The sequence below is a fragment of the uncultured Erythrobacter sp. genome (assembly GCF_947499705.1).
GTDB lineage: Bacteria > Pseudomonadota > Alphaproteobacteria > Sphingomonadales > Sphingomonadaceae > Erythrobacter.
The window spans coordinates 2,128,890-2,151,944 of sequence record NZ_CANMPJ010000001.1; the positions used below are offsets into that span (position 1 = coordinate 2,128,890).

At 60.3% G+C, this 23,055-nt stretch carries 22 protein-coding genes; 16 read left to right on the forward strand and 6 right to left on the reverse strand.

Annotated features, from left to right (window positions below; translation table 11 throughout):
- The first annotated feature begins 5 nt into the window (after window positions 1-5).
- The 10 genes from bchL to hemA are packed head-to-tail and all read left to right on the forward strand — an operon-like array spanning window position 6 to window position 8,648.
- Window positions 6-902 (forward strand): ferredoxin:protochlorophyllide reductase (ATP-dependent) iron-sulfur ATP-binding protein, encoded by an 897-nt coding sequence (gene bchL / locus Q0837_RS10200; protein ID WP_298468440.1) that lies wholly within the window; start codon window positions 6-8, stop codon window positions 900-902.
- Window positions 902-1,606, forward strand: a complete 705-nt coding sequence (bchM, locus tag Q0837_RS10205; RefSeq protein ID WP_298469882.1) for a magnesium protoporphyrin IX methyltransferase — start codon at window positions 902-904, stop codon at window positions 1,604-1,606. Before bchL ends, bchM begins: the two co-directional genes overlap by 1 nt.
- Entirely contained in the window at window positions 1,603-3,039 is a 1,437-nt protein-coding gene (locus Q0837_RS10210) for a BCD family MFS transporter (protein WP_298468443.1), read from the forward strand. The genes bchM and Q0837_RS10210 overlap by 4 nt, the downstream gene beginning before the upstream one ends.
- A 59-nt stretch (window positions 3,040-3,098) precedes the next feature.
- Complete coding sequence (gene puhA, locus Q0837_RS10215; protein WP_298468446.1) at window positions 3,099-3,929, forward strand: photosynthetic reaction center subunit H; 831 nt, start codon at window positions 3,099-3,101, stop codon at window positions 3,927-3,929.
- Window positions 3,920-4,660 carry a photosynthetic complex putative assembly protein PuhB gene (gene puhB, locus Q0837_RS10220; protein WP_298468449.1) on the forward strand — a complete coding sequence of 247 codons (741 nt, stop codon included), beginning with the start codon at window positions 3,920-3,922 and terminating at the stop codon, window positions 4,658-4,660. Before puhA ends, puhB begins: the two co-directional genes overlap by 10 nt.
- Window positions 4,657-5,151 (forward strand): photosynthetic complex assembly protein PuhC, encoded by a 495-nt coding sequence (gene puhC / locus Q0837_RS10225; protein WP_298468451.1) that lies wholly within the window; start codon window positions 4,657-4,659, stop codon window positions 5,149-5,151. The genes puhB and puhC overlap by 4 nt, the downstream gene beginning before the upstream one ends.
- On the forward strand, window positions 5,151-5,477 hold the full coding sequence (locus Q0837_RS10230) for a hypothetical protein (RefSeq protein ID WP_298468455.1): 327 nt from the start codon (window positions 5,151-5,153) through the stop codon (window positions 5,475-5,477). Before puhC ends, Q0837_RS10230 begins: the two co-directional genes overlap by 1 nt.
- Window positions 5,474-6,592 (forward strand): magnesium-protoporphyrin IX monomethyl ester (oxidative) cyclase, encoded by a 1,119-nt coding sequence (acsF, locus tag Q0837_RS10235; protein ID WP_298468457.1) that lies wholly within the window; start codon window positions 5,474-5,476, stop codon window positions 6,590-6,592. Before Q0837_RS10230 ends, acsF begins: the two co-directional genes overlap by 4 nt.
- Complete coding sequence (gene puhE, locus Q0837_RS10240; protein ID WP_298468459.1) at window positions 6,586-7,386, forward strand: putative photosynthetic complex assembly protein PuhE; 801 nt, start codon at window positions 6,586-6,588, stop codon at window positions 7,384-7,386. Before acsF ends, puhE begins: the two co-directional genes overlap by 7 nt.
- 41 nt (window positions 7,387-7,427) lie before the next feature.
- The gene (gene hemA / locus Q0837_RS10245; RefSeq protein ID WP_298468462.1) at window positions 7,428-8,648 is read left to right on the forward strand and encodes a 5-aminolevulinate synthase; all 1,221 of its coding nucleotides are present in this window, start codon (window positions 7,428-7,430) and stop codon (window positions 8,646-8,648) included.
- A gap of 136 nt (window positions 8,649-8,784) precedes the next feature.
- Here the strand turns inward: hemA and Q0837_RS10250 are convergent, their stop codons facing one another.
- Window positions 8,785-9,381 (reverse strand): plastocyanin/azurin family copper-binding protein, encoded by a 597-nt coding sequence (locus Q0837_RS10250; protein WP_298468465.1) that lies wholly within the window; start codon window positions 9,379-9,381, stop codon window positions 8,785-8,787.
- Between the two features lie 245 nt (window positions 9,382-9,626).
- On the opposite strand from Q0837_RS10250, the gene Q0837_RS10255 reads away from it, so the two are divergent.
- Window positions 9,627-10,430: a DUF1499 domain-containing protein gene (locus Q0837_RS10255; protein WP_298468468.1), complete on the forward strand. Its 804-nt coding sequence runs from the start codon at window positions 9,627-9,629 to the stop codon at window positions 10,428-10,430.
- Between the two features lie 7 nt (window positions 10,431-10,437).
- On the opposite strand, the gene Q0837_RS10260 is transcribed toward Q0837_RS10255, so the two are convergent.
- Genes Q0837_RS10260 through Q0837_RS10280 form a run of 5 tightly spaced genes read right to left on the reverse strand, consistent with a single transcriptional unit; the run spans window position 10,438 to window position 16,307 of the window.
- Window positions 10,438-11,043: a CDP-alcohol phosphatidyltransferase family protein gene (locus Q0837_RS10260; RefSeq protein ID WP_298468471.1), complete on the reverse strand. Its 606-nt coding sequence runs from the start codon at window positions 11,041-11,043 to the stop codon at window positions 10,438-10,440.
- Window positions 11,044-11,058: 15 nt separating this feature from the next.
- Complete coding sequence (locus Q0837_RS10265; protein WP_298468474.1) at window positions 11,059-12,333, reverse strand: nucleoside transporter C-terminal domain-containing protein; 1,275 nt, start codon at window positions 12,331-12,333, stop codon at window positions 11,059-11,061.
- 8 nt (window positions 12,334-12,341) lie between these two features.
- Window positions 12,342-14,492, reverse strand: coding sequence for an FAD-dependent oxidoreductase (locus tag Q0837_RS10270; protein ID WP_298468477.1), 2,151 nt, complete (start codon window positions 14,490-14,492; stop codon window positions 12,342-12,344).
- A 58-nt stretch (window positions 14,493-14,550) separates the two neighbouring features.
- On the reverse strand, window positions 14,551-15,666 hold the full coding sequence (locus Q0837_RS10275; RefSeq protein WP_298468480.1) for an FAD-dependent oxidoreductase: 1,116 nt from the start codon (window positions 15,664-15,666) through the stop codon (window positions 14,551-14,553).
- Window positions 15,667-15,668: 2 nt separating this feature from the next.
- Window positions 15,669-16,307, reverse strand: a complete 639-nt coding sequence (locus tag Q0837_RS10280) for a bifunctional 4-hydroxy-2-oxoglutarate aldolase/2-dehydro-3-deoxy-phosphogluconate aldolase (protein ID WP_298468482.1) — start codon at window positions 16,305-16,307, stop codon at window positions 15,669-15,671.
- A 267-nt stretch (window positions 16,308-16,574) separates the two neighbouring features.
- Between Q0837_RS10280 and Q0837_RS10285 the strand changes: the two genes are divergently transcribed.
- The 5 genes from Q0837_RS10285 to Q0837_RS10305 all read left to right on the forward strand — a co-directional run bounded on the left by Q0837_RS10285 (window position 16,575) and on the right by Q0837_RS10305 (window position 23,007).
- Complete coding sequence (locus Q0837_RS10285) at window positions 16,575-18,344, forward strand: ABC transporter ATP-binding protein (protein ID WP_298468485.1); 1,770 nt, start codon at window positions 16,575-16,577, stop codon at window positions 18,342-18,344.
- Between the two features lie 2 nt (window positions 18,345-18,346).
- Window positions 18,347-19,387 carry an HlyD family efflux transporter periplasmic adaptor subunit gene (locus tag Q0837_RS10290; protein WP_298468488.1) on the forward strand — a complete coding sequence of 347 codons (1,041 nt, stop codon included), beginning with the start codon at window positions 18,347-18,349 and terminating at the stop codon, window positions 19,385-19,387.
- A complete protein-coding gene (locus Q0837_RS10295; RefSeq protein ID WP_298468494.1) occupies window positions 19,384-20,865 on the forward strand; it encodes a TolC family protein in 1,482 nt (493 codons plus the stop codon). Before Q0837_RS10290 ends, Q0837_RS10295 begins: the two co-directional genes overlap by 4 nt.
- Window positions 20,866-20,940: 75 nt before the next feature.
- On the forward strand, window positions 20,941-21,219 hold the full coding sequence (locus Q0837_RS10300; RefSeq protein WP_298468497.1) for a DUF4212 domain-containing protein: 279 nt from the start codon (window positions 20,941-20,943) through the stop codon (window positions 21,217-21,219).
- Window positions 21,220-21,231: 12 nt separating this feature from the next.
- Window positions 21,232-23,007 (forward strand): sodium:solute symporter family protein, encoded by a 1,776-nt coding sequence (locus Q0837_RS10305; protein ID WP_298468500.1) that lies wholly within the window; start codon window positions 21,232-21,234, stop codon window positions 23,005-23,007.
- Window positions 23,008-23,055: the final 48 nt, after the last annotated feature.

Here is a 23,055-nt window from a genome sequence, read left to right on the forward strand (position 1 = left end):
CTGATATGAACCTGCAAACACCGAAGTCCAGCTTCACAAAGCCTGATGGCGAAGGCTCCGTCCAGGTCCAGCTCGATCCGAATGACAAGATCAAGGGCGCAAAGGTTTTCGCGGTCTATGGCAAGGGCGGCATCGGAAAATCAACAACGTCTTCAAACCTTTCCGCTGCGTTCTCAAAGCTTGGTCACAGGGTTCTGCAGATCGGCTGCGATCCCAAGCATGACAGCACCTTCACGCTGACCAAGAAGCTGATGCCGACTGTCATTGATGTGCTTGAAACGGTTGAATTTCATAGCGAAGAGCTGCGGCCCGACGATTACATGTTCGAAGGCTATAACGGCGTAATGTGTGTCGAGGCTGGCGGACCTCCAGCTGGCACCGGCTGCGGCGGCTACGTTGTCGGACAGACGGTCAAGCTGCTCAAACAGCACCACCTGCTCGAAGATACCGACGTCGTCATTTTTGACGTGCTGGGCGATGTTGTGTGCGGCGGCTTTGCTGCCCCGCTGCAACATGCCGAGCGCGCGCTGGTTGTTGCTGCCAACGATTTTGACAGCATCTTCGCGATGAACCGGATCGTCGCCGCTATCGCTGCGAAATCGAAGAATTACGATGTGCGCCTTGCTGGCGTGGTCGCCAACCGCAGCCGCGAAACCGACGAGATCGATCGCTTCTGCGACAAGATCGGTATGCAGCGCCTCGCACATTTCCGCGATGTCGATGCAATCCGCCGCTCGCGCCTGAAGAAATGCACGCTCTTCGAAATGGGCGACGATCCCGAAGTGGTCGCCGCACAGGACGAATATCTCCGCCTCGCCGCGATGCTGTGGGCCGGGGTCGATCCTTCGACTGCCGTCCCGATGAAGGATCGCGACATCTTCGATTTCCTGGGGTTTGAATGATGGCTACACGCTCGCACACTCCGTATGACGACCGCCGCGAGGCACTGGCGACCTATTTCGACAGCACCGCGCGGCAGGCCTGGATCGATCTGACATCCGACACGAAAGTCAGCGGTATTCGAGCAACCGTGCGCGCGGGCCGCGACGAAATGCGCAAGACGCTGCTCAGCTGGTTGCCAACCGATTTGCGCCGCACGCAGGTGCTCGATGCTGGCTGCGGGACTGGCGCACTGGCAATCGGAGCCGCCTGCCGCGGTGCCGAAGTGACCGGCGTCGATGTTGCGGGCGGGCTGGTCGAAGTGGCGCGTCAACGCACGCCTTCGTTCATCGGGCACGGACGCATTCGCTGGGCGTCGGGCGATATGCTCGACCCAGCATTCGGCACTTTCGCGCATATCGTCGCTATGGACTCGCTGATCCATTATTCGCCCGAAGATCTGGTCACTGCACTGGCTGAACTCAGCGAGCGCACCACAGGTTCGATCCTGTTCACCTTTGCCCCGCACACGAAGATGCTCGGCGCGATGCACAAGGTCGGTAAGTTCTTTCCCAAGAGCGACCGTTCGCCCGCCATCGTTCCGGTCGAAGAAGCCGAATTGCGAGCCAAACTAACCCGGCTTGAAGGCTGGATGATCGGCCGCACGCAGCGTGTCTCAAGCGGGTTCTACACCTCGCAAGCTCTCGAACTGGTGAAGCGCGGATGAGCAAAGCCGCCCGCCCTGCTCCAAAGATCAGCCAGGCGATGATCGCCTGGTTGCCCTTTGCGGATGCGGCGAGCACTGAGCTGCCGCTCAAGCAATTGCTGCGCCTGTCGCTATTCCAGTTCAGCGTCGGCATGGCGGCGGTGCTGCTCAACGGCACGCTCAACCGGGTGATGATCGTCGAACTGAGCGTTCCGGCGTGGATCGTCGCGTTGCTGATCGCCGTTCCACTGCTCGTCGCACCTTTCCGCGCGCTGATCGGGCACAAATCGGATACGCATAAATCGGCGCTCGGCTGGCGGCGCGTGCCATACATCTGGTTCGGATCGCTGCTGCAGTTTGGCGGTCTGGCGATCATGCCTTTCGCCTTGCTGTTGCTAAGCCGCCCGGACACTTATCCAGTGAGCATTATCGCCGCTGCAGGAGCATTTCTGCTGACAGGCGCGGGTTTCCACATCACGCAGACGGCGGGCCTTGCGCTCGCGACCGACCTTGCCCCCGAAGACAAGCGCCCGCGCGCTGTGGCGCTGCTCTACGTCATGCTGCTTGTCGGCATGATGTTCTCCGCCTTTGTCATTGGCGGCCTGCTGATCGAGTTTTCGACCACGCGGTTGGTGCAGGTCATTCAGGGCGCGGCTGTCCTGACGATGATCCTGAACCTTACGGCTCTGTGGAAGCAGGAAGCCCGCGCTCCCGAGCGGACCAAGGCCAACCCCGATGCACCGACATTCCGCGAGCTTTGGAACGCCTTCGTGCGCGATGGTCGCAATGCCCGGCTGCTGACAGCCATCGGTATCGGCGCTGCTGGTTTCGCGATGCAGGACGCGCTGCTCGAACCCTATGGCGGCGAAGTGCTCGGCCTGTCGGTTGGCGCGACCACGGCACTCACCGGAGCATGGGCTTTCGGCGCGCTGCTCGGTTTCATGCTCTCGGGCCGCGCGCTGGCACGCGGTGGAGACCCGCTGCGGATTGCAGGCACCGGCCTTGTCACCGGGATCGCTGCATTCCTGCTCGTGCTTTTTGCCGCACCTTTCGGATCACCTCTGATGCTCTTCGGAGGCGCAACCGCCATCGGGCTTGGCCTGGGCCTCTTCTCGGTCGGGACGCTGATCGAAGCGATGAACCTCGCCAAAAGCGAAACCGCTGGCCTTGCGCTCGGTGCATGGGGCGCCGTGCAAGCGACCTGCGCAGGCGTGGGCATCGCATTGGGTGGAGCGATCCGCGACACTGTTTCCTGGCTCGCTGCCGACGGCAGCCTGTCCGCCGTCCTCGCCACCCGCGCGACCGGATATGGCACAGTCTACTTTCTCGAAATCCTGCTGCTTATCGCAGGTCTCGCCGCGATCGGACCGTTGGTCGGCCACGCTCGCAGAACCACCAACGATTCCCGGGACAGCGCCGGTCAGCCGTTCGGCCTGCGCGAATTCCCGACATGAAGGGGTCTGTCCCCGGCGGCTGCCGCCTCAGCCGCTCTTTCGAATGAGAGGAAAGTACAATGCAAAGTGAAGGTGTGACATACATTGTCGGGACATTCGATGTCGCTGAACTGACATTCCTGGCCTTCTTCGTGTTCTTCATCGGGCTGGTCTTGTACCTGAACCGCGAAAGCCGCCGCGAAGGCTACCCGCTGGAGCATGAGCAAAGCGGTGTCGTGGAATCGAAAGAATCGATCTTCGACGGCGAAAAGAAGACCTTCAAGCTCCCGCATGATCGCGGAACCTATGTGCCCGAAGATGTGGCGCGAGACGAGCTCTCCAAAGTCGGAAACATCCCTGCCAAACAGGCATTCGGCGCCGGTGGTGCTCCATGGGTCCCTACGGGTGACGCCATGAAAGACGGTATGGGTCCGGCTGCGTTTGCGCAGCGCGAAGACTATCCCGACCTAACTTATGATGGCCGCCCGCGCATCGTTCCGATCGGAGACAGCCACGAGATCGAAATCGCTCCGAACGACCGGGATCCGGTCGGCCTGCCGGTTTATGACGCGAACAAGAAGCTCGCTGGCACCGTCAGCGATGTCTGGGTCGATCAGGCCGAACACATCATCCGTTACCTCGAAGTGACGACCAATTCTGGCAAGAAAGTCCTCGCGCCAATGATGGTTGCTGCGCTTCAGGGCAAAGGCTTCCTCGGCGGCATCACTCCGCTGGTGGATGACCAGACGGAGCTGATCGATATCGACGCGATCACCGCCGAGCAGTTCGAGGATGTGCCTGCGCTGGCAACACCCGGCCAGATCACGCGCCTCGAAGAGGATAAGATCCAGGCCTATTACGGCGGCGGTTACATGTATGCGACCGCAGAGAGGGGCGAGCCGTGGCTCTGAGCACACCCGCTCCCGCACATTCCTCGCCTTTCGACGAGGAAATGGGGCCAACGGCGCATGGCGATCCAATGGGAACGCCTGCGCAGGATGAGCGCATCTTGTGGAAGGGTCAGCCAAGCCTGCCAATCCTTGCCCGCAGCGCGTTTCACACTCGGAAGGTAGGGCTGTACTTTGTCGGCCTGATCGCGGTCTCGCTGTTCTTCGGCAACGTGAACAGCGCGATTGTCTGCGCGGTGCTCGGCGTGGCCGGTGTTGCCGTGTTGCAGGGCCTAGCCTGGCTCAGCGCGCGCAGCACGGTCTACATCCTCACCGACACCCGACTGATCATGCGCATCGGCATGGCGATCGAGACGCGCATCAATGTGCCGCTGAAGCATATCGGCGCGGCGCATCTGAAGGACCGCGGTAACGGGCACGGCGACATTGCGATGGAGCTGAACGGCGAACGGATGCTCGGTTACCTGCTGCTGTGGCCGCATGCTCGCCCGTTCCAGTTCGGCCGTCCGCAGCCCATGCTGCGCGCCGTGCCGGAAGCGGCGAAGGTCGCGGAAATCCTCGCGGAAGCCTGCGCGAAATTCGAAGCGATTGAGCGGAATTTGACCGAGATCAAAGAAGCGGATGCGCCAGGCGGTAAGCAGGTGAACGGCCCTACTGCGCACGCGCAGCGGGGCTCGCGTTCGAAAGCTCCCCATGGGCTGTCGGATACTGATCTGGAGGGAGCGCCAGCATGATCGTCGCAGCCATCGTTCGGACGTATGAAGAGGACGAGATTACCGTCCACAAAGTGCCGATCGCCATGATGGGCGGGATCGTGGCACTCTCAGTCGCGCTGACCGCGTCGGTCACGTTCGGCTTCTTCGACCGCGAGGCTGTACCAAGCGAAGTCCGCGCTGCTGCGGGCACAACAACAATTGCGACCCGGTCGCTGCAATTCTTCGACGAGCCGGACGGCACTGTGCGCGTTGAAGATGGCATCAGTGGCGCAGAGATCGCGAGTTTTGGACCAGGTACAGGCGGCTTCGTGCGCTCCACAGCGCGCAGCCTGGTTCACAAACGGCGCATTCGCGGCATCGGCGCGGCAACACCATTCGAACTGATCGAATGGGACGACGGCGCTCTGACCCTGCGCGATACCACCACCGGCGGCACGGTCGAACTTGCTTCATTCGGCAAGGACAACCGCAAGATTTTCGCCGACATGCTTGAAAAAGGAACACGCTAATGACGACGATGGCCCAGGGATCGGCCAGTATGTCGGCCAACAGTGCGAGGCAGTTTGAAACGCCTTGTACGATATCGGTCGAGCAAAGCTCCGATCATTTTCATGCGCATGTCGACCTGTCCGACGATGTCGAGATCGAACCGGGCGACAAGGTTCGGGTCCACGGCGACCCCATCTCCATTCCGTTTGGCAGCAAAGCGGTGTTCGAACGAACCGCCACGGTAACCCGTGCAGGACCGGTGAAGCGTGCCCTGACGCGCCTCGCCGCCTATTTCGATTTGGCCGAACTTTACGAAGTCAGCTTCAACGCCGGGAGGATCAAATGAACGCGCATGCCTCTATCAAAGGGGCCTCAATCGCTGCCGCGCCCGCCGAGGCACCTGTCGACAAGGGCCCGATCACCAAAGAAGACGCGATGGCCATCGCCACGCAGAACACGATGCTGGCTCCGCGCTTCTACACCACCGATTTCGACGCTCTCGATGCGATCGATGTCTCGCTCGTTCGCGAAGAATGGGATGATCTGATCGAGGAAATGATCGGTGACCCGAACAAGAAGCACTTCCGCCACAATGAAAAGTTCCACGGCGTGATCGAAGGTCTTGAGCCTGAGCTGCGCGCCGAGTTCACCGATTTCCTCGTGAGCTCGCTAACGTCGGAATTCTCCGGCTGCGTACTTTATGCTGAAATCGCCAAGCGGACCAAGAACCCTGATGTGAAGCAGCTGTTCAAACTGCTCGCCCGCGATGAAAGCCGCCATGCCGGTTTCATCAATGAATCGCTGAAAGATGCGGGGATCGGTGTCGATCTTGGTTTCCTGACCCGCACCAAGAAATACACGTTCTTCAAGCCGAAATTCATTTTCTACGCGGTCTATCTGTCGGAGAAGATCGGCTACGCGCGGTACATTGCGATCTACCGCCATCTCGCCGCGAACCCGCAGAACAAGTTCCACCCGATCTTCGACTGGTTCGAGGAATGGTGCAATGACGAGTTCCGCCACGGTGAAGCCTTCGCGATGCTGCTGCGGGCCGATCCCAAGCTGCTGGAAGGCGCGAACAAGTTGTGGGTGCGGTTCTTCCTGCTGTCGGTCTACGCGACGATGTATGTGCGCGATCACAACCGTCCGGTGTTCCACGCGGCGCTCGGCGTCGATCCGACCGAGTACGATTACAAGGTATTCGGCATCACCAACGAAATCAGTCGTCAGGTCTTCCCGGTCGAGCTCGACATCGATGACCCGGCTTTCCGCCGCCGGATGGAGAACCTGCGCAAGGCCTCCAACCGCATCGACGCAGGCAAGGAGCGCGGCGGTGTCGTCGGCATGGCACAGCGCGTCGGCGGCATGGCGAGCGCGGGGTATAACTTCGCGCGGATGTATTTCCACCGGACCAAACCAAACACTCTGCCGCAATCGATCCGGCTCCAGCCTGCATGGTAAGTTGGAGCGGCCATATTGTACCGTTCATGGTGACGGTGGCGATCTGGTTTATCGCGACCGGGCTGATTGCCTGGGCGGATAATCGTGAGCGCGGAACGTTTTTGAAGAGCCTGATTATCGGCGGCATCGGCGGCGTTGCCGGATTGATCGCCATTTGGGTCGCATCCTACTCTGTGTCGGTCGGAGCGGTCTACATCGCCTTCATCGGCGCATTGCTGGTTTGGGCGTGGCACGAGATTGGCTTCCTGACCGGAGCCGCCGCAGGGCCGCGCCGCACCCCCTGCCCGCCCGAAGCCAAGGGCCTCGATCGCTTTACGCAGGCCAGCGCCACCGTAATGAATCACGAGATCGCGCTGGCGCTCACCGCGCTCATGCTGATCTCGCTTTCATGGAATGCACCCAATCAGATCGGCGCAACGGTGTTCGTCCTGATGTTCGGCTTGCGGTTGCTGTCGAAGATCAACCTGTTTGTCGGCGTGCCCAACTCGACCACCGAGATGCTGCCGCCGCATCTCGATTATCTGAAGACCTATTTCGGCCCCAACCGCATGACCGCATTGCTGGCCATGTCGATCATCGCAATCCTTGGCGTTGCCGCGTGGTTTGCAAGCCTGGCGATGGCCGCGCCGATGGGCAGCGCCGAGATGGTCGGTGCGACACTGCTTTTCGCGCTGACACTGCTCGGCGCGCTCGAACACATCTTTCTCGCACTGCCGTTTCGCGACGGATTGCTGTGGGGCTGGGCGCTTCCAAAACGCTCTGGCGCCAAAATACAATCGAATACGAGCATTTGAGCCTAGATATGAAAACGACTTGGGAAACAGAGGGAAAGCCCATGGATTACGAACAATTCTTCGCCAGCGAGCTGGACGGCGTTCGCGAAGAGGGGCGTTACCGCGTCTTCACCGATATCAAGCGGCATCGCGGGAAGTTCCCACATGCAACGCGCTTTATCGAGGATGAGACGCAGGCTGTCACCGTGTGGTGTTCGAACGACTACCTCGGCATGGGCCAGCACCCCAAAGTGCTCGAAGCGATGCACGACACGCTGGATGAATGCGGAGCAGGTGCTGGCGGCACGCGCAATATCTCCGGCACCAATCACTATCATGTGGAGCTGGAGCGCGAACTGGCCGACCTTCACGGCAAGGAAAGCGCGCTGCTGTTCACATCGGGCTATGTTTCGAACTGGGCCGGGCTTGGCACCCTTGCGGGCAAAATTCCTGGATGCGTCGTCTTCTCGGACGCCCTGAACCACGCCTCCATGATCGAAGGCATCCGCCACAGCCGCGCCCCCTACAAGATCTGGGCGCACAATGATCCGGAAGACCTGGACCGGATGCTGTCGGAATATGGTCCGGACGTTCCCAAACTGGTCGCGTTCGAAAGCGTCTATTCGATGGACGGCGACATCGCACCCATCGCGGAGATCCTCGACGTCTGCGAAAAACACGGCGCGATGAGCTACATCGACGAGGTTCACGCGGTTGGCCTCTACGGTCCGCGCGGCGGCGGCATTGCCGAACGTGAAGGCCTGATGGACCGGATCACCGTGATTGAAGGCACATTGGGCAAAGCATACGGCGTCATGGGCGGCTATATTGCTGCCTCGGCCAATCTGGTCGATTTCGTGCGCAGCTTTGCCAGCGGCTTTATCTTCTCAACCGCCCTGCCTCCGGCAGTTGCTGCGGGCGCTGCGGCGAGCATTCGCCATCTCAAGCAAAGCGATGAAGAGCGCGAGATGCAGCGCGACCGGGTGAAAACCGTCCGGCGCAAGCTCGACATCATGGGCATCCCGCATCTCGACAATCCGAGCCACATCATCCCGGTGATGGTGGGCGACGCGCACAAGTGCAAACGGATCAGCGACTGGCTGATGGACAATCACGGCATCTATGTGCAGCCGATCAATTATCCGACGGTTCCGGTCGGCACCGAGCGCCTACGGCTGACGCCTTCACCGGTGCACAGCGACGGCGATATCGATGCGCTGATCAACGCGCTGAGCGAGATCTGGTCGCAATGTGAGCTCGCCCGGATGGCCACCGCCGCATGAGGTACAAGTCCCCGCGCAGCTGAGAGCGAAGCGTCGTGAGCGACGCCTTCCTGTCACCAAGTCTCAGCAGCGCAAACGAAAAGGGCGGCGTGGTTTCCCACGCCGCCCTTTTTGATTTGGCTTTTGCGCCGGATGCTTAGTTGAGCATGCCGTCGGCTTCGGCCTGTTCGAAAATCTCGGTGAACTCACGACCGGCAAGACCCGGATGGCTCACGCCTTTCGCAGCTTCGAGGTTGGCGGTCATGCCTTCACCCTCGACGATGATCAGGCCGATCATGCCAGCGGCGTAGTGCGGAACGCACTGGTAACCGTAGATACCTGGCAGTGGCAGAACGTAAGACACTTCCTGGTTGATCTCGCCTTCCCAGCCACGTGCGCCTTCTGGCAGCATGTCGGCGATCGACGACGACTGGTGGGTCGGATCGGTCGGCACGAAACGTACGGTGTCGCCAACCTTCGCCTTGATCAGGCGCGGCTTGAACACCTGAAGGCCACTCGGCTCATCGGGATCGCGGGTGTACATGTTGATGTCGATGACAGTGCCGTTGGCTTCGACTTCGGGAGCCTCAGGAGCAGCAGCTTCGGTCGAAGCAGCTTCTTCCGTTTCAGTTGCTTCGGTGGCCGCAGCTTCGGTCGCTTCCTCGGTCGGCTCTTGATACGGGCTCTCGCCGCAGGCCGAAAGAGTGGCCATGCTGGCAACGGCGACCGCTGCCAAAAGTGTATTACGCTTCATATTCAGTCTTCCCTCTGATGACTCAACTTCTCCCGCGACACCGCAGGCCATAAGCCCATTTTTCACGCATTGAAAGCGGGGCTTAGTACTCCGCACGGCATGACGTGATACCCACTTATGCGACCCTACAACGCACGAGCTGCGATGAGTTTCCCAGATAATCCTGACCGCTCAGCCATATCCCTTTGCGGGATGATGAGGCACCGCTGCTTGCCATGCGAAACCGCGACGCTAAACAACTCGGCATGGAACCCAAGAAAACGCCCTGGCACGCCCGCTTCGCAGTCACACTCGCTCTGCTGCTCCCTGTTTATTTCGCTGTAGCAGCGCTCGGCACCAAGATCGGGCTTTGGAGCTGGCAGGTTGGGCTTGGCTCACTCGTCATCGGTGCGGGTCCGATGCTGCTAGGGATTGTTGCAGCGGTTGCAGCCGTCTCGCTCATTCTCATCATGCGCAAGGCGCCGCGCAAAGGCTGGGCCTTGCCGCTGATTGCATTGGTGATCCCGGTTGGCGTTTTCGGCTTTCTCGGCACCGTGGGCACAACCGCGAGCGCGAACCCAATCCACGATGTTTCAACCGACACCGCCAATCCGCCGACTTTCTCTGAAGCCACCATGGCAGCGCGTGCGGAAATCGATGCAAACCCGGTCAGCGACTACGCAACTCCGCTCGGCGAGATCGACTGGTGGGCCGACAAGGCAAGCGATGAATTAAAAGCGAAGTCGCATGCGCAGATCGTTGAAGAACTCTATCCCGACCTTCGGTCTATCGGCTATCGTGCAGGCAGCGAGGTTTCCGTGCTCGAAGATGTTGCCGCAGCGATGCGAGACATTGGGTTGAGCGAGGTCACCAAGAAGCCGGTTGAGGGCCGAGTTGAAGGTGTGGCCGAAACGTTCTGGTTCGGGTTCAAGGACGATGTTGTCGTTCGTGTTGCCGATGAAGGGATCGATATTCGCTCAGTCAGCCGCGTCGGGGTAAGCGACCTTGGCGCGAACGCCGCAAGAGTGGAAGAACTCGTCGCCGCCATAAAGGCGCGCGGCAACGAATAAGTGAGCGCTATTTGTTGAAGAGCGCCGCCGCCATGGCGCTGCGCTGAAACACCGTCAGCACGCATAGCCCCGCGTAAGCGTAGGCGATCATGCTGAACCATGCTGGAAACAGGCACATCGCGATGAACACCGCGATGGTCTCTCCGCCTTCGGCCAGACCCGTGGAGTAGAAGAAGCTCTTCTTCCCATGCTCTTCGGTTACTTTCCCGCGCTCGGCAGCGATGACAGCGAAGGCAAGAAAGCTGACGCCAGTCAGCACGAAGCTCGCGACAAGCACCAGAGCTGGCAGGGTATTCTCAGCCGCCATGATGCCGAAACCGAGCGGGATCGAAACATAGAAGGCGAAGTCGGCGACAATGTCGAAATAGCCGCCCAAAGCTGTCGGCCCGCGAACACGCGCGACCGCACCATCCAGTCCATCAAGCAGCCGGTTGGTTATGATCAGCGCGAGCCCCAGCCACACTTGCCCGAACGCAATCGCAACCGCCCCGACCAGTCCCAACGCCAGGCCGCTGAAGGTGAGCATGTTTGCGCTGATGCCCATGCCCGCCAACATGCTGCCGATGCGGTTGAGCGGCGGATCAATCAGCGGGCGCACCTTCGCGTCAAACATCTGTGCGGCCCAACCTCACCACGTCACCAAACCGATCCACGCGCCGGTCATCGCAGTCGCGATATTGCCTGCGATCCAGCTCTTGATCCCCAACCCAGCCGCCTCCGCCCGCCTTTCAGGGCAAAGCGTACCAATGGTCGAGACCAGCAGGCCAATGCTCGCCAGATTGGCGAAGCCGCACAAAGCGTAGGTCACGATCAGAAGCCCGCGCGGGCTGAAGGTGTCTGGTGGCAGGCCCGAGAGTTCGAGATAAGCAACATATTCATTGAGGATCGCCTTGGTCCCCATCAGACCGCCCGCCGCTTGCGCTTCGCTCCACGGTACGCCGATCAGCCACATCAACGGGGCAAAGACCCAGCCGAACACGCGCTTCAAGGTTATCGGTTCGTCGCCAACCAGCGGAAGCAGCGCCAGCGCCATGTCGACCAGTGACACCAACGCGAACACCACGATGATCACTGCAATCACCGCCAGGAACAGCTGCATCCCGTCCATCGTGCCCTTGACGATGGCATCGATGCTGCTTTCAAACTTGAGGCCGGGTTCGTCCTTGTCGACATCGGTCACGACCGCATCGGCGCTTGCGTCCGGCACCATCAGCTTCGCGATGAGCAGCGCAGCAGGCAGGGAGATCAGCGAGGCTGAAATCATATGACCGACCGCATCAGGTACGGTCTTTGAAAGCGTCGTCGCATAGAGCACGAGAACCGCTCCGCTGATCGAGGCCATAGCGAGCACCATCACCTGAAACAGTTCGGCCCGGCTCATTTTGGCGAAATAGGCACGCACCACCAGCGGGCTCTCGACCACGCCGAGAAACATGTTTGCCCCGCCCGAGAGTCCGACGACGCCGCTGACACCTAAAGTCCGCCGCAGCAGGAATGACAGGCCATTCACAAGCCAGCGCAGCACGCCCCAATGCCACAGCACGGCAGCAAGCGCGGAGAACACGATAACCAGTGGCAGGATCTGAAACGCAATGATTACAGGAGGGTCAACGCCGTCTTTCAACTCGAATGGCAATGGCGCCCCACCGAGATAGCCGAACATGTAGGAGGCACCGTCTGCCGTTGCGCGCTCAATCGCGGCGACACCGGCATTGGCGTATTGCATCAGCGACCAGACGAACGGGACGCGCACGATCAGCAATGCCAAGGCGCCTTGCAGCGCAAGCGCGCCGAAGATCCAACGCCACCCCGGACGGTCGGCGCGGCTTTCGCTCAGTCCCCACGCGAGCAGCAACAGCACCGCAATGCCGATGATCCCGCGCAGTTGGTCAAACAGTTCCAAAGCGCGTCCTAACCGCGCATCCAGTTGTGGTATTTCTCAACATAGGTGAGCAGCTTTTCAGGCTTGTTCGCCTTCTTCCAATTTCCGGCTGCAAACTTGTTGGCCTCTGCCATCGTCGGGTAGGAATGGATCGTTCCGAGGATCTTGTTGAGCCCGATCTTGTACTTCATCGCCAGCACATATTCGGCCAGCAGCTCACCCGCATGGCTGCCGACGATGGTCGCGCCAAGCACATTGTCCTTACCAGGCGGGGTCAGTACTTTGACGAACCCCTTGGTCTCGCTTTCGGTGATCGCGCGGTCGAGATCATCGAGACCGTAAGTAGTGACTTCGTAGTCGACACCCTGCTCTGTCGCTTCGGTTTCGTTGAGGCCGACGCGGGCGACTTCGGGGTCGAGGAAGGTCACCGCCGGGATGACGCTGTAATCTGCCTTGAACTTCTTGAACTGGCCGAACAGCGCGTTGACGCTGGCGAACCATGCCTGATGGCTGGCGGTGTGGGTGAATTGGTAGGGACCGGCGACGTCACCCGCCGCGAAGATGTTCGGGAATTTTGTGGCGAGGAATTCATCGGTGACCACTGTCTTGGCAGTGTCCACGCCGAGTTCCTCTAGGCCATAACCCGAGAGCCGCGCCGCACGTCCAACGGCGATGATCAACGCGTCATAGGGGACTTGCTTCTCTGCCCCATCATGCTCGACGACGAGGGCGCCATCGGCGACGCGCAGTGCCTTGTGATCGGTCAGCACGGTCACACCGGACTCTTCGAGTGACGACTTGGCAAGCGCGGACACGTCCTCGTCTTCACGGCCCAGCACGCGCGGTGCCATCTCGACCTGAGTCACATTCGAGCCGAGTCGGGCAAGTGCCTGTGAAAGCTCGCAACCGATGGGGCCGCCGCCCAGCACCGCCACGCGCTTCGGCGCTTCGTCCATCTCGGCGAAGGCTTCCCACATCGTGTCACTGGTGAGGTAACCGCTGTCCTCCAGCCCTTCGAGCGGCGGCACGAATGGTTCCGCCCCGGCGGCGATGACGATACTGCGGGTCGTGAGACGCTGCGGAGTCCCATCCCCTTGGCCATCATTGCGCGCGATCTCGACCGTCCATGGGTCGATCACCTTAGCGTAGCCTTCAACCACATCGACGCCGAGATCGGTGTAGCGCTCAACGCTGTCATGCGGCTCGATAGTCTTGATGATGTCCATCACCCGGGCGATGGTTTCGCGAAACGGCACTTCGGGTTCGATGGGCTTCAAACCATACTTGTCGGCATGGCGCATCTGAGATGCGACCTTGGCGCTCTTGATCAGTGCTTTGGACGGGACACAGCCGGTATTGAGGCAGTCGCCGCCCATCTTGTTGGCTTCGACCAGCGTCACCTTCGCCTTGACGGTAGCGGCAATCAGCGAGCTGACGAGCCCAGCGGAGCCCGCGCCGATGACTACAAGGTTACGGTCGAAACTCTTGGGCTTGGTGAAGCCCTTATAGACCTTGCGGCGCTTGATGATGCCGATGATCCCCTTGGCGACCCATGGAACAATGCCGAGGAACACGAAGGAACCAATGAGGACAGGCGACAGCAGCCCTGAGGTGGTCTCAATCTGTGCCAGCTGCGTGCCCGCATTCACGAACGCAATGGTTCCAAGGAACATTCCGATCTGGCTGACCCATGCGAAGGTCCATGTTTTGATCCGGGTCAGGCCGAAGACAAGATTGATCACGAAAAACGGTACAGCAGGGATCATGCGAAGCGTGAAGAGGTAGAAAGCACCATCGCGCTCCAGCCCTTCGTTGATGCTCTTCAGCCGGTCACCAAAGCGCGCTTCGATGCTGTCGCGCAGCACGAACCGCGAGGCGAGGAAAGCAAGCGTGGCGCCGAGTGTCGAGGCGAACGATACCAGGATAGTCCCGGTCACCAGACCGAACAGCGCCCCTGCTGCCAGCGTCATGATCGCCGCTCCGGGCAGGGAAGCAGCAGTGACCGCAACGTAAATCAGGAAAAACACGCCCAGAACCAGCGTGGGATTGTCGCGGTAGAACCCCTGCGCGTCATCGACGGCCTGCTTGATCCCTTCAAGCGACAGATAAGTGCCGAGATCGAAGTAGAAATAGGCCGCGACGATGGCGGCGAGCGCAGCGATGATGAGAATTTTCTTCATGAATGTCCCTTCGTGCGCTTGGGTTCGGCGTCGGCGCGCGGTTGGTTAAGTAATCCGGCTACTGCCCGGACGCCAAACGCGCGTAGGTGCCTATCCAGCGTTTGTCGATCCAGCGTTTGAGCTTGGCAGCCCAGCGTCCCTGTGCAGCGAAGGCGCCGTAGCTCGCAATTGCCGATCCGTTCCCGGTCGAGAGCAGATACAGGCTCGCCGGTCTTGGCTGGTAGGATTGGCTTGGCGTTTCGCCAGATAGGGCAGCTCTGAGGTTCCTTGCCAGAACTGGTCCTGTGTGGACGGCGTGCACACCGGAATGCGGCACGTCTCGATCCTGCCGCGCAGCAACGTCGCCCGCGGCGAAGATATTGCGGTGAGAGATAGAGCGCTGATGCCGGTCGACCGCAATAAAGCCGTCCAAGTCGCAATCCACGCCAATGGCGGCGCGGTTAACCGGTGCAGCGCTGCCCAAGGCAGCGACGATCAGGTCGACCGGTTCGAGCGAATGGTCGCCTGCCTGCAAGTGACCATCCAGCAGCTGCGCATCAGATTCAATCAGGTGGATAGTCTGCGCCGCGAGTTCGGCCCTCACGCGGGTCCGGACACCGCCTGTGAAGCCGGGTAGCAACCCTTCACTGCCCGCGACCAAGGTCACTCCAGGGCAAACGTCCGAGCTTCCGCTGTTCCGCAAACCAAAAGCCAGCTCGACCCCGCCAGCCCCGCCGCCAATAACTGCGATCCGCTTCTCGCGAACCTCGTTGGTCGCCATCCAATCATCCAGATGCGCCACGAAAGCGTTGATCGGGCGGATATCCAGCAGGCGCGGATCCTGGCCGAGGATAGCCCCCGCTCGGCCAACCCCGCCCGTATCAAGCGACGCAATATCGAAATCCAAGGGGCCACTGGTTTCAGTTTCGATCCGCCGCGCGTCACCGTCGATGCCGATGCACCGGTCCAGCACCAGTTCGACGCCTGCTCTCTGCGCCAGCCCGGCCAGATCGACCAAGCCCTCATCGCGGGCATACTCGCCTGCGATCCAGCCCGGCACCATGCCGGAATAGCGCAATCTCGGTGAAGGCGTGATCAGCGTGGTTCGGGCGGGCGCACCATGCTTGATCCAATCGGCCAGCACCGCGACGTGTGCGTGCCCTCCCCCGATAAGCAGCAGGTGCTTTTCGCTCACGCTCAGCCGCGCGCAGCCTTGGCGATTGCGACGGCTTCTTCAGCGAGCTTTGTGACTGCGCCTAGGTCTCCGGCAGCCACAGCGTCTTTCGGCGTCAGCCAACTGCCGCCGCATGCAAGCACGTGATCCAGCGCGAGGAAGTCGGGAAGGTTCGCCGCCGACACACCGCCGGTTGGCATAAAGCGCATTTCGCGGAACACCGAACCCAAGGCCTTCAGCATCGGCACACCGCCTGCAAGGCTGGCCGGGAAGAACTTCACTTCGCGCAATCCCAGAGCGTAAGCGCGCTGCACTTCGCCGGCGGTCATCGTGCCGGGGAAGAACGGGATGCCTTCAGCCACGCAATATTCGGCGATTTCGTCGACCAGGCCGGGTGAAACGATAAATTCCGCACCCGCGTCGCGGACCTGCTTTGCCTGATCCAGCGTCAGGACCGTGCCCGCGCCAACGATCATCCGCTCTCCGCGAGCGACCATGGCTTTCATGCCTTCGAGCGCGCCTTCGCTGCGCAGCACAACCTCGATCACGCCAAGCCCGCCCGCTTCCAACGCCTGCGCGGTTGCTAATGCACGCTCAGGGTCGCTGTCATTGACCAGCGGCACCACCGGCGCTGCGTTCAAGTGATCGGATAGGCTGGACATGACGTTTCCCTCTGAAAGCTTGTTTGCTCGCGCTTTGTGATGCGCCTCAAACCTCCCATGCAATCATGCGCTGCGATTCTCCAGCCATATTTCAACCGCGCGCACAGGTGAGCCACTGGAACCTCTAGAGCGGGTGCGCGTTCGGATAGCGTTGTGATGAGAATTACTCATCCCGCATCCGGAACGGGATACCGGCGTGCGCATTACGACAGTTTTGCAAGATTGACGCTCACTCTGACGGCAAGTGGGATTTGACGGAAACCCGGCATGGCCATTGATAATCCAAGCTACGGCAGCCGCCTTTCCCTGGTGCGGTTTTTCCGCCGATTCTTCGAAATCATGAAGCCAGAAGGCAACTTCTACTGGTTGGCGATCATCTATGGCGTCGGGATCAGCCTGCTTTCACTGGCCACGCCGATTTCGGTGCAGATGCTGATCAACACGGTCGCGAACACGGCTCTGACCGCTCCTTTGGTGGTCCTCGCGCTAACTCTGTTCGGGCTGCTGCTGCTGTTCGGGCTGCTCTATGCGCTGCGGATTCACCTGATGGAGATTTTCGCGCGGCGTTTTTACGCGCGCATGGTGGCCGAGATTTCGCTGATTTCGGTCTATGCGCAGAACCCGTTCTTTGGCGACACGAAGAGCAGTGCGCTCTTCAATCGCTATTTCGACGTAATCAACGTCCAGAAGGCCATCCCGATCCTGTTCATCAGCGGCTTTACCGTGCTGCTTCAGGTGTTTGTCGGGTTCGTGCTCGTGTCGCTTTACCATCCGTTGTTTCTGGTCTTCACACTGGTCCTGACCGCGCTGATCTGGATTATCTGGCTCGCCTGGGGCAGCCGCGCGATCCGTACCGGGATCGACATGTCACATGCCAAGCACAACACCGCTGCATGGCTGGAGACAATCGGCGGGTCGAACGGCTTCTTCAAATCGCAGCGGCGGATCGACTACGCGCTCGACAAAACGGACGAATATACAAAGGACTACATTAGCGAGCGCAAACGTCACTTTAAGCAGCACTTCGCGCAGTCATTGGCGTTTCTGTTCATGTATGCCGGAGCAAGTGCGGTTCTGCTCGGGCTTGGCGGTTGGCTGGTCATCCAGAGCGAATTGACCCTCGGTCAGTTGGTCGCAGCCGAACTGGTGCTTTCGGTGGCATTCTTTGGTGTCGCGCAGCTCGGCACCTATCTCACTTATTTCTATGACCTGTGCGCCGCCGTCGAAGAGCTCTCGCTGTTCTACGATGTCGAACAGGAAGACGTGAGCGGCGACGACCCTGTCACGGGCGCAGATCACACGCTGAAGTTTACCGCCGTGCGCGGCACCGCGCGCCACGAAGACGCGCAATTCGATTTCGAGATTCCCAGCGGTTCAATCGTAATGGCAGCGGCAAGCCATCACGGCGTGCAGCGCCTCTTCACCAACATCATCAAGATGCACGAACTGCCCAAAAGTGGCTTTGCAACCATGGGCGGTATCGATTTCCAGAACATTGAATCGCACAATCTGCGCAACAACATCCACGTGCTGGAGCGTCCATCCTTCGTTGGGATGACGATCCGCGAATATCTTGGCCTCTCTTGCCCCGAAACTGCGCCGCGCCGGATGGTGGGTGCGCTGGAAACCGTGGGCCTCACGGAAACGATATCTACGTTCGAAAAGGGATTGGACACGCCTGTCGCCTCCACTGGCTGGCCGTTCTCTTCCGTTGAATTGCAGCAATTGAAACTGACCAACGCGCTACTCGAACAGCCGCGCATCCTGGTGCTCAGTCGCTTGTTCGATCTGCTCGATGAGGAGAACCTGGCTGCCGCGATCAGCGAACTGCGGGAACAGGCTTACTCGACGGTGATCTACTTTTCGAACCGCCGGATCGACCTCGGGTTCGACAGCTTCCTCCATCTCGAAGCTCAGCAGCAGCGCTTCTTCGACAATTTCGACGATTTCTGCATGGCAGTGAATGGCAAGCCACCGCGCAAGCCCGGCGGCCCGCGCCTGCTCACGCCCGAAAACGCAAATCTGGTTGGGGAGTAAAGATGGCTGCTCTCGAACAGGATATGGCGCATTTCACAGCGCTCGCCGACCTAAAGGTCCCGCGCATATTCCGCGCTGTATTCATCATGCTTATGGTCGGGATCATCGCGGCGGTAGGCTTCCTCATCTACGTCCCTTGGGTGCAGACGACCGGCGGACAGGGCGTTGTCACCACTCTCAACCCTAATGAACGCCAGCAGGAAATCAACGCGCTGGTCTCGGGCCGGATCGAGGAATGGTTCGTGCGCGATGGCAGCGCAGTGCTTGAAGGCGATCCGATTGTTCGCATTGCCGATATCGACCCGCAATTGGTTGAGCGGCTTGAGGCGGAGCGCCAGCAGATTCAGATCCAACTGCAGTCCGCGCAGAACGCGCTCGCGACCGCCGAAATCGATCAGCGCCGGATGAGCGAGCTGTTCGAAGCTGGGCTGGCCGCGCGGCGCGACTACGAACAGGCCCAGATCCGCATTCAGGAAATGCGCGGCCGCGTCGCCGAAGCGCAGGCCAATCTGACCCGCGCCGATACCCGGCTTTCGCGGCAATCCGAGCAACTACTCACCGCCCCGCGCGATGGCTTTATCCAAAGCGTGAATGCCGGCGATGCGGCGACCTACATAAATGCCGGCGATGTGCTGGCGACGTTTGTGCCCGAGACATCCGAGCGGGTGATCGAGATTTTCGTCGATGGCCGCGATGTGGCGCTCGTCCAATACGGTGCCAAAGCGCGCATCCAGTTCGAAGGTTGGCCCGCTGTGCAATTCAGCGGTTGGCCGTCTGTTGCGATCGGCACGTTCGAAGGCGTGGTGACCGCCGTCGACCAATCCGCACAGGCCGATGGACGTTTTCGCGTTCTGATCGCCGAAGACCCCGAAGCGGAGCACCCTTGGCCCGAAGAACGCTACGCTCGCTTCGGTGCCGCAGTGCAGTCGTGGGTGCTGCTGGAAACAGTCCCAGTCGGCTACGAGATCTGGCGCCAACTCAACAACTTCCCGCCGCAAGTTCCCAATACCGGTCAACCTGGCGGGCAAAGCGCGTCGCAATGATCAAGCGCACCTTATGGGGCGTTGCACTTGGCCTGACCGCCCTGATCATGCCCACAGTCAATACGTCCGCGTCGGCGCAAGATATCGAAGCCGTCGGCGCGCCTCTCGAAGACGCCTTGAGCAGCGGACCATTGCTGCCCGAAGCGGTGCTGCGCAGCTCCGCGCTGCGCTTCCCCAGCATCCTCGAAAGTTTCGAACGCGAAGCAGCAGCCCGCAGCGACCAACTCGCGGCCGATGGCGCTTTCGATCTGATGCTGGAGGCGGAATATTACGACCGCTTCACCGGCACCTTCTCCGGCGGTTATGCGGAGGTCAAAGCAACCCAGCCGATTGCACCTTACGGAGCGAAAGTGTTCGGCAGCTATCGCCTGTCTGACGGACGCTTTCCGATTTACGAGAACATCTACAACACTAATCAGGTCGGCGAATTCAAAGTCGGTGCGCTGTTCTCGCTGCTTCGCGACAGCCGGATCGACAAGCGCCGCTTTGCGATCGAGGACACCAGACTGGCCGCCAGCCAGGCCGGGCTGGATGTACTGCTGGTGCAGCTCAATGTGCAGCATGAGGCGCTCAAATCATATTGGCTCTGGACAGCGGCAGGCAATGAGATCGAGGTTTACGAAGAGCTGCTCGAAATTGCGCAGGCCCGCGCAGTGGGATTGGGCCGCCAGTTCCGCGCCGGGGCGATTCCCAGGATCGCCCTGACCGAGAACGAACAGAACATCATTCGCCGCAAAACCCTGCTCGAAGAAGCCAAGCGCAATTTCGCCACTGCTTCCAACAGCCTGTCCTACTATCTGCGCGACACCGCTGGCCGGTTGATCGCCCCAACGCGCGATCAACTGCCGAGCTCTGAGCAGCTTGAGACCTTGCCCGACATGCAGGAGTTGCTGGCAATGCGGCGCACCGACATCCTCGACCGGCGACCGGAACTGCAAAACTTCAAGATCGCGCTCGAACGCGCCGCCAACAAAGTCGAGCTGCGCGAAAACGATCTCCAACCCCGGCTTGATGCATCGGTCGAATTGTCGCGCGATTTCGGATCGATCGGCGACGGCGGTCCGACCTTCGATTCCACCGACACGTTGGTTGGTGTCACTCTGACCGTTCCGCTACAGCGCCGCGAAGCGCGTGGACGTTTGCAGCGCGCCGAGGCGGAACTGCGCGAGCTTGAACTGCGCGAACGTCGGATCGCCGATCAAATTCAAGTGCAGCTCGACAATATCCTCACCAATCTAAACGCAGCGCTTCGTCTGGCCGATCTCGCCGATGACGAAGTGCAGCAGGCAAGCGCGATGGTCGCCGCCGAACGCAAGCGGTTCTCGCTTGGTGCAGGCGACTTTTTCCTCGTAAACCTGCGCGAGGAAAGCGCTGCCGATGCGCAAATCCGCGCCATCCGCGCCGACCTTACCGGCAGGCTTGCCGAAGCCAGCTTCAATGCCGCGACTATGAACATGGAACAGCTGGGGCTGGAATAGCCGGGTAAGGCGCGCTTCCACGGTTGGACAAACCGCAGCGGCTCCGCAATTGTCGCCTCCTCACGAGGGGACGACATGGACGACGAAGCGCCTGACACCGAAACTGACGCAAACGAAGGCGCATATTGGCGCGAGAATTTACGCTTGCTCTTCTCCCTGATGGCGATCTGGTTCGTCTGTTCGTTCGGATGCGGGATCCTGCTGCGCGATTTCCTCGATCAGTTCAGCATTGGCGGTTATCCGCTCGGCTTCTGGTTCGCCCAGCAGGGTTCGATCTACATCTTCATCGCGCTGATCTTCATCTACGTTGTCCGGATGAGGCAGATCGAGCGCAAACACGATCTCGACGACTGAGCGGGGCGGCGCATGGAAACGCAGAGCCTGATTTACCTGTTCGTCGGCCTCACATTCGCGCTTTATATCGGCATCGCGATCTGGAGCCGCGCGGGTTCGACAAAGGAGTTCTATGTCGCAGGAGGCGGGGTCAATCCGGTCGTCAATGGCATGGCCACCGCCGCTGACTGGATGAGCGCGGCGAGCTTCATCTCGATGGCAGGCATCCTCGCTTTCGCGGGCTATGACGGATCGGTTTACCTGATGGGCTGGACCGGCGGATTTGTGATGCTGGCGCTGCTCCTCGCGCCTTATTTGCGGAAATTCGGGCAGTTCACCGTCCCCGATTTCATCGGCACGCGGTACTATTCCAAAACTGCCCGCGTGGTCGCGGTAATCTGCCTGATCTTCATCAGCTTCACCTACATCGCCGGGCAGATGCGCGGTGTTGGGATCGTGTTCTCACGCTTCCTCGATGTCGAGATCACCATGGGCGTGTTCATCGGCATGGGGATCGTCTTCATTTACGCCGTGCTCGGCGGGATGAAGGGCATCACCTACACGCAGGTCGCGCAATATTGCGTGCTGATCTTCGCCTACATGGTCCCGGCTTTCTTCCTTAGCTTCATGATCACGGGCACACCCATCCCGCAGATCGGTCTCGGCTCGGAACTGGCTGACGGATCGGGCTTATCCGTCTTGCAGAAGCTCGACAGCGTGCTCGTCGAACTGGGCTTCACGGCCTACACCGACGGCTCGAAGAGCATGATAGATGTGTTCTGCATCACGCTGGCGCTGATGGTCGGAACCGCTGGTCTGCCACATGTGATCGTGCGCTTCTTCACCGTGCCCAAGGCATCGGATGCACGCAAATCGGCCGGCTGGGCGCTGGTCTTCATCGCGCTGCTCTACACCACCGCTCCGGCAGTCGGAGCATTTGGAATGCTCAACTTCGTCGATAAGGTCGACGACACCGCCTACAGCGAAGTCGATGAGTTCTTCCCGCTATGGGAGAGCAACGGACTGCTCGCCTTCCAGGACAAGAACGGCGATGGGCGCATGCAATATCGCCCGGGTCCGGCGTTCGAAGGCAAGCCGGAATATACCGGCGAAACCGGTCCTTCGGGTGAGCGGCTGCTATCCAACACCCCGAATGCGGAAAGCGCCAACGAAGTCTATGTCGACCGCGACATCATGGTGCTCGCCAATCCGGAAATCGCCAACCTGCCGGGCTGGGTCGTCGCCCTGATGGCAGCGGGCGGATTGGCCGCTGCTTTGTCGACGGCGGCCGGTCTGTTGCTGGTTATCTCAAGCTCGGTCAGCCACGATCTGCTCAAGAGCACGTTCGCTCCCAACATCTCGGCCAAGACCGAGTTACTTGCGGCGCGGGTCGCGGCAACGGCGGCGATCGTGGTGGCGGGCTATCTCGGCATCTATCCTCCGGGATGGGTCGCGCAAGTGGTAGCCTTCGCCTTCGGTCTGGCCGCATCCAGCCTGTTCCCGGCGATCTTCATGGGCATCTTTTTCAAGGCGATGAACAAGGAAGGCGCGATTGCCGGCATGGTCTCCGGTCTGGTCTTCACCTTCGGGTACATCCTCTACTTCAAGTTGATGAACCCGGCGGCGAACTCGGCCGAAAACTGGCTGTTCGGGATTTCGCCCGAAGGGATTGGCGTAATTGGAATGGTCATCAATTTCAGTGTTGCGATTGCGGTCGCGAGTATGACCGCCAAGACGCCCGCCCACATCCGCAAGCTGGTCGATTCAATCCGCGTGCCTCGCGGGGCTGGCGAAGCGCAGGTGCACTAGCTCATGCCTCGACTAGTGGAGGCAAAAACGCCGTTTCTGTCCAATCAA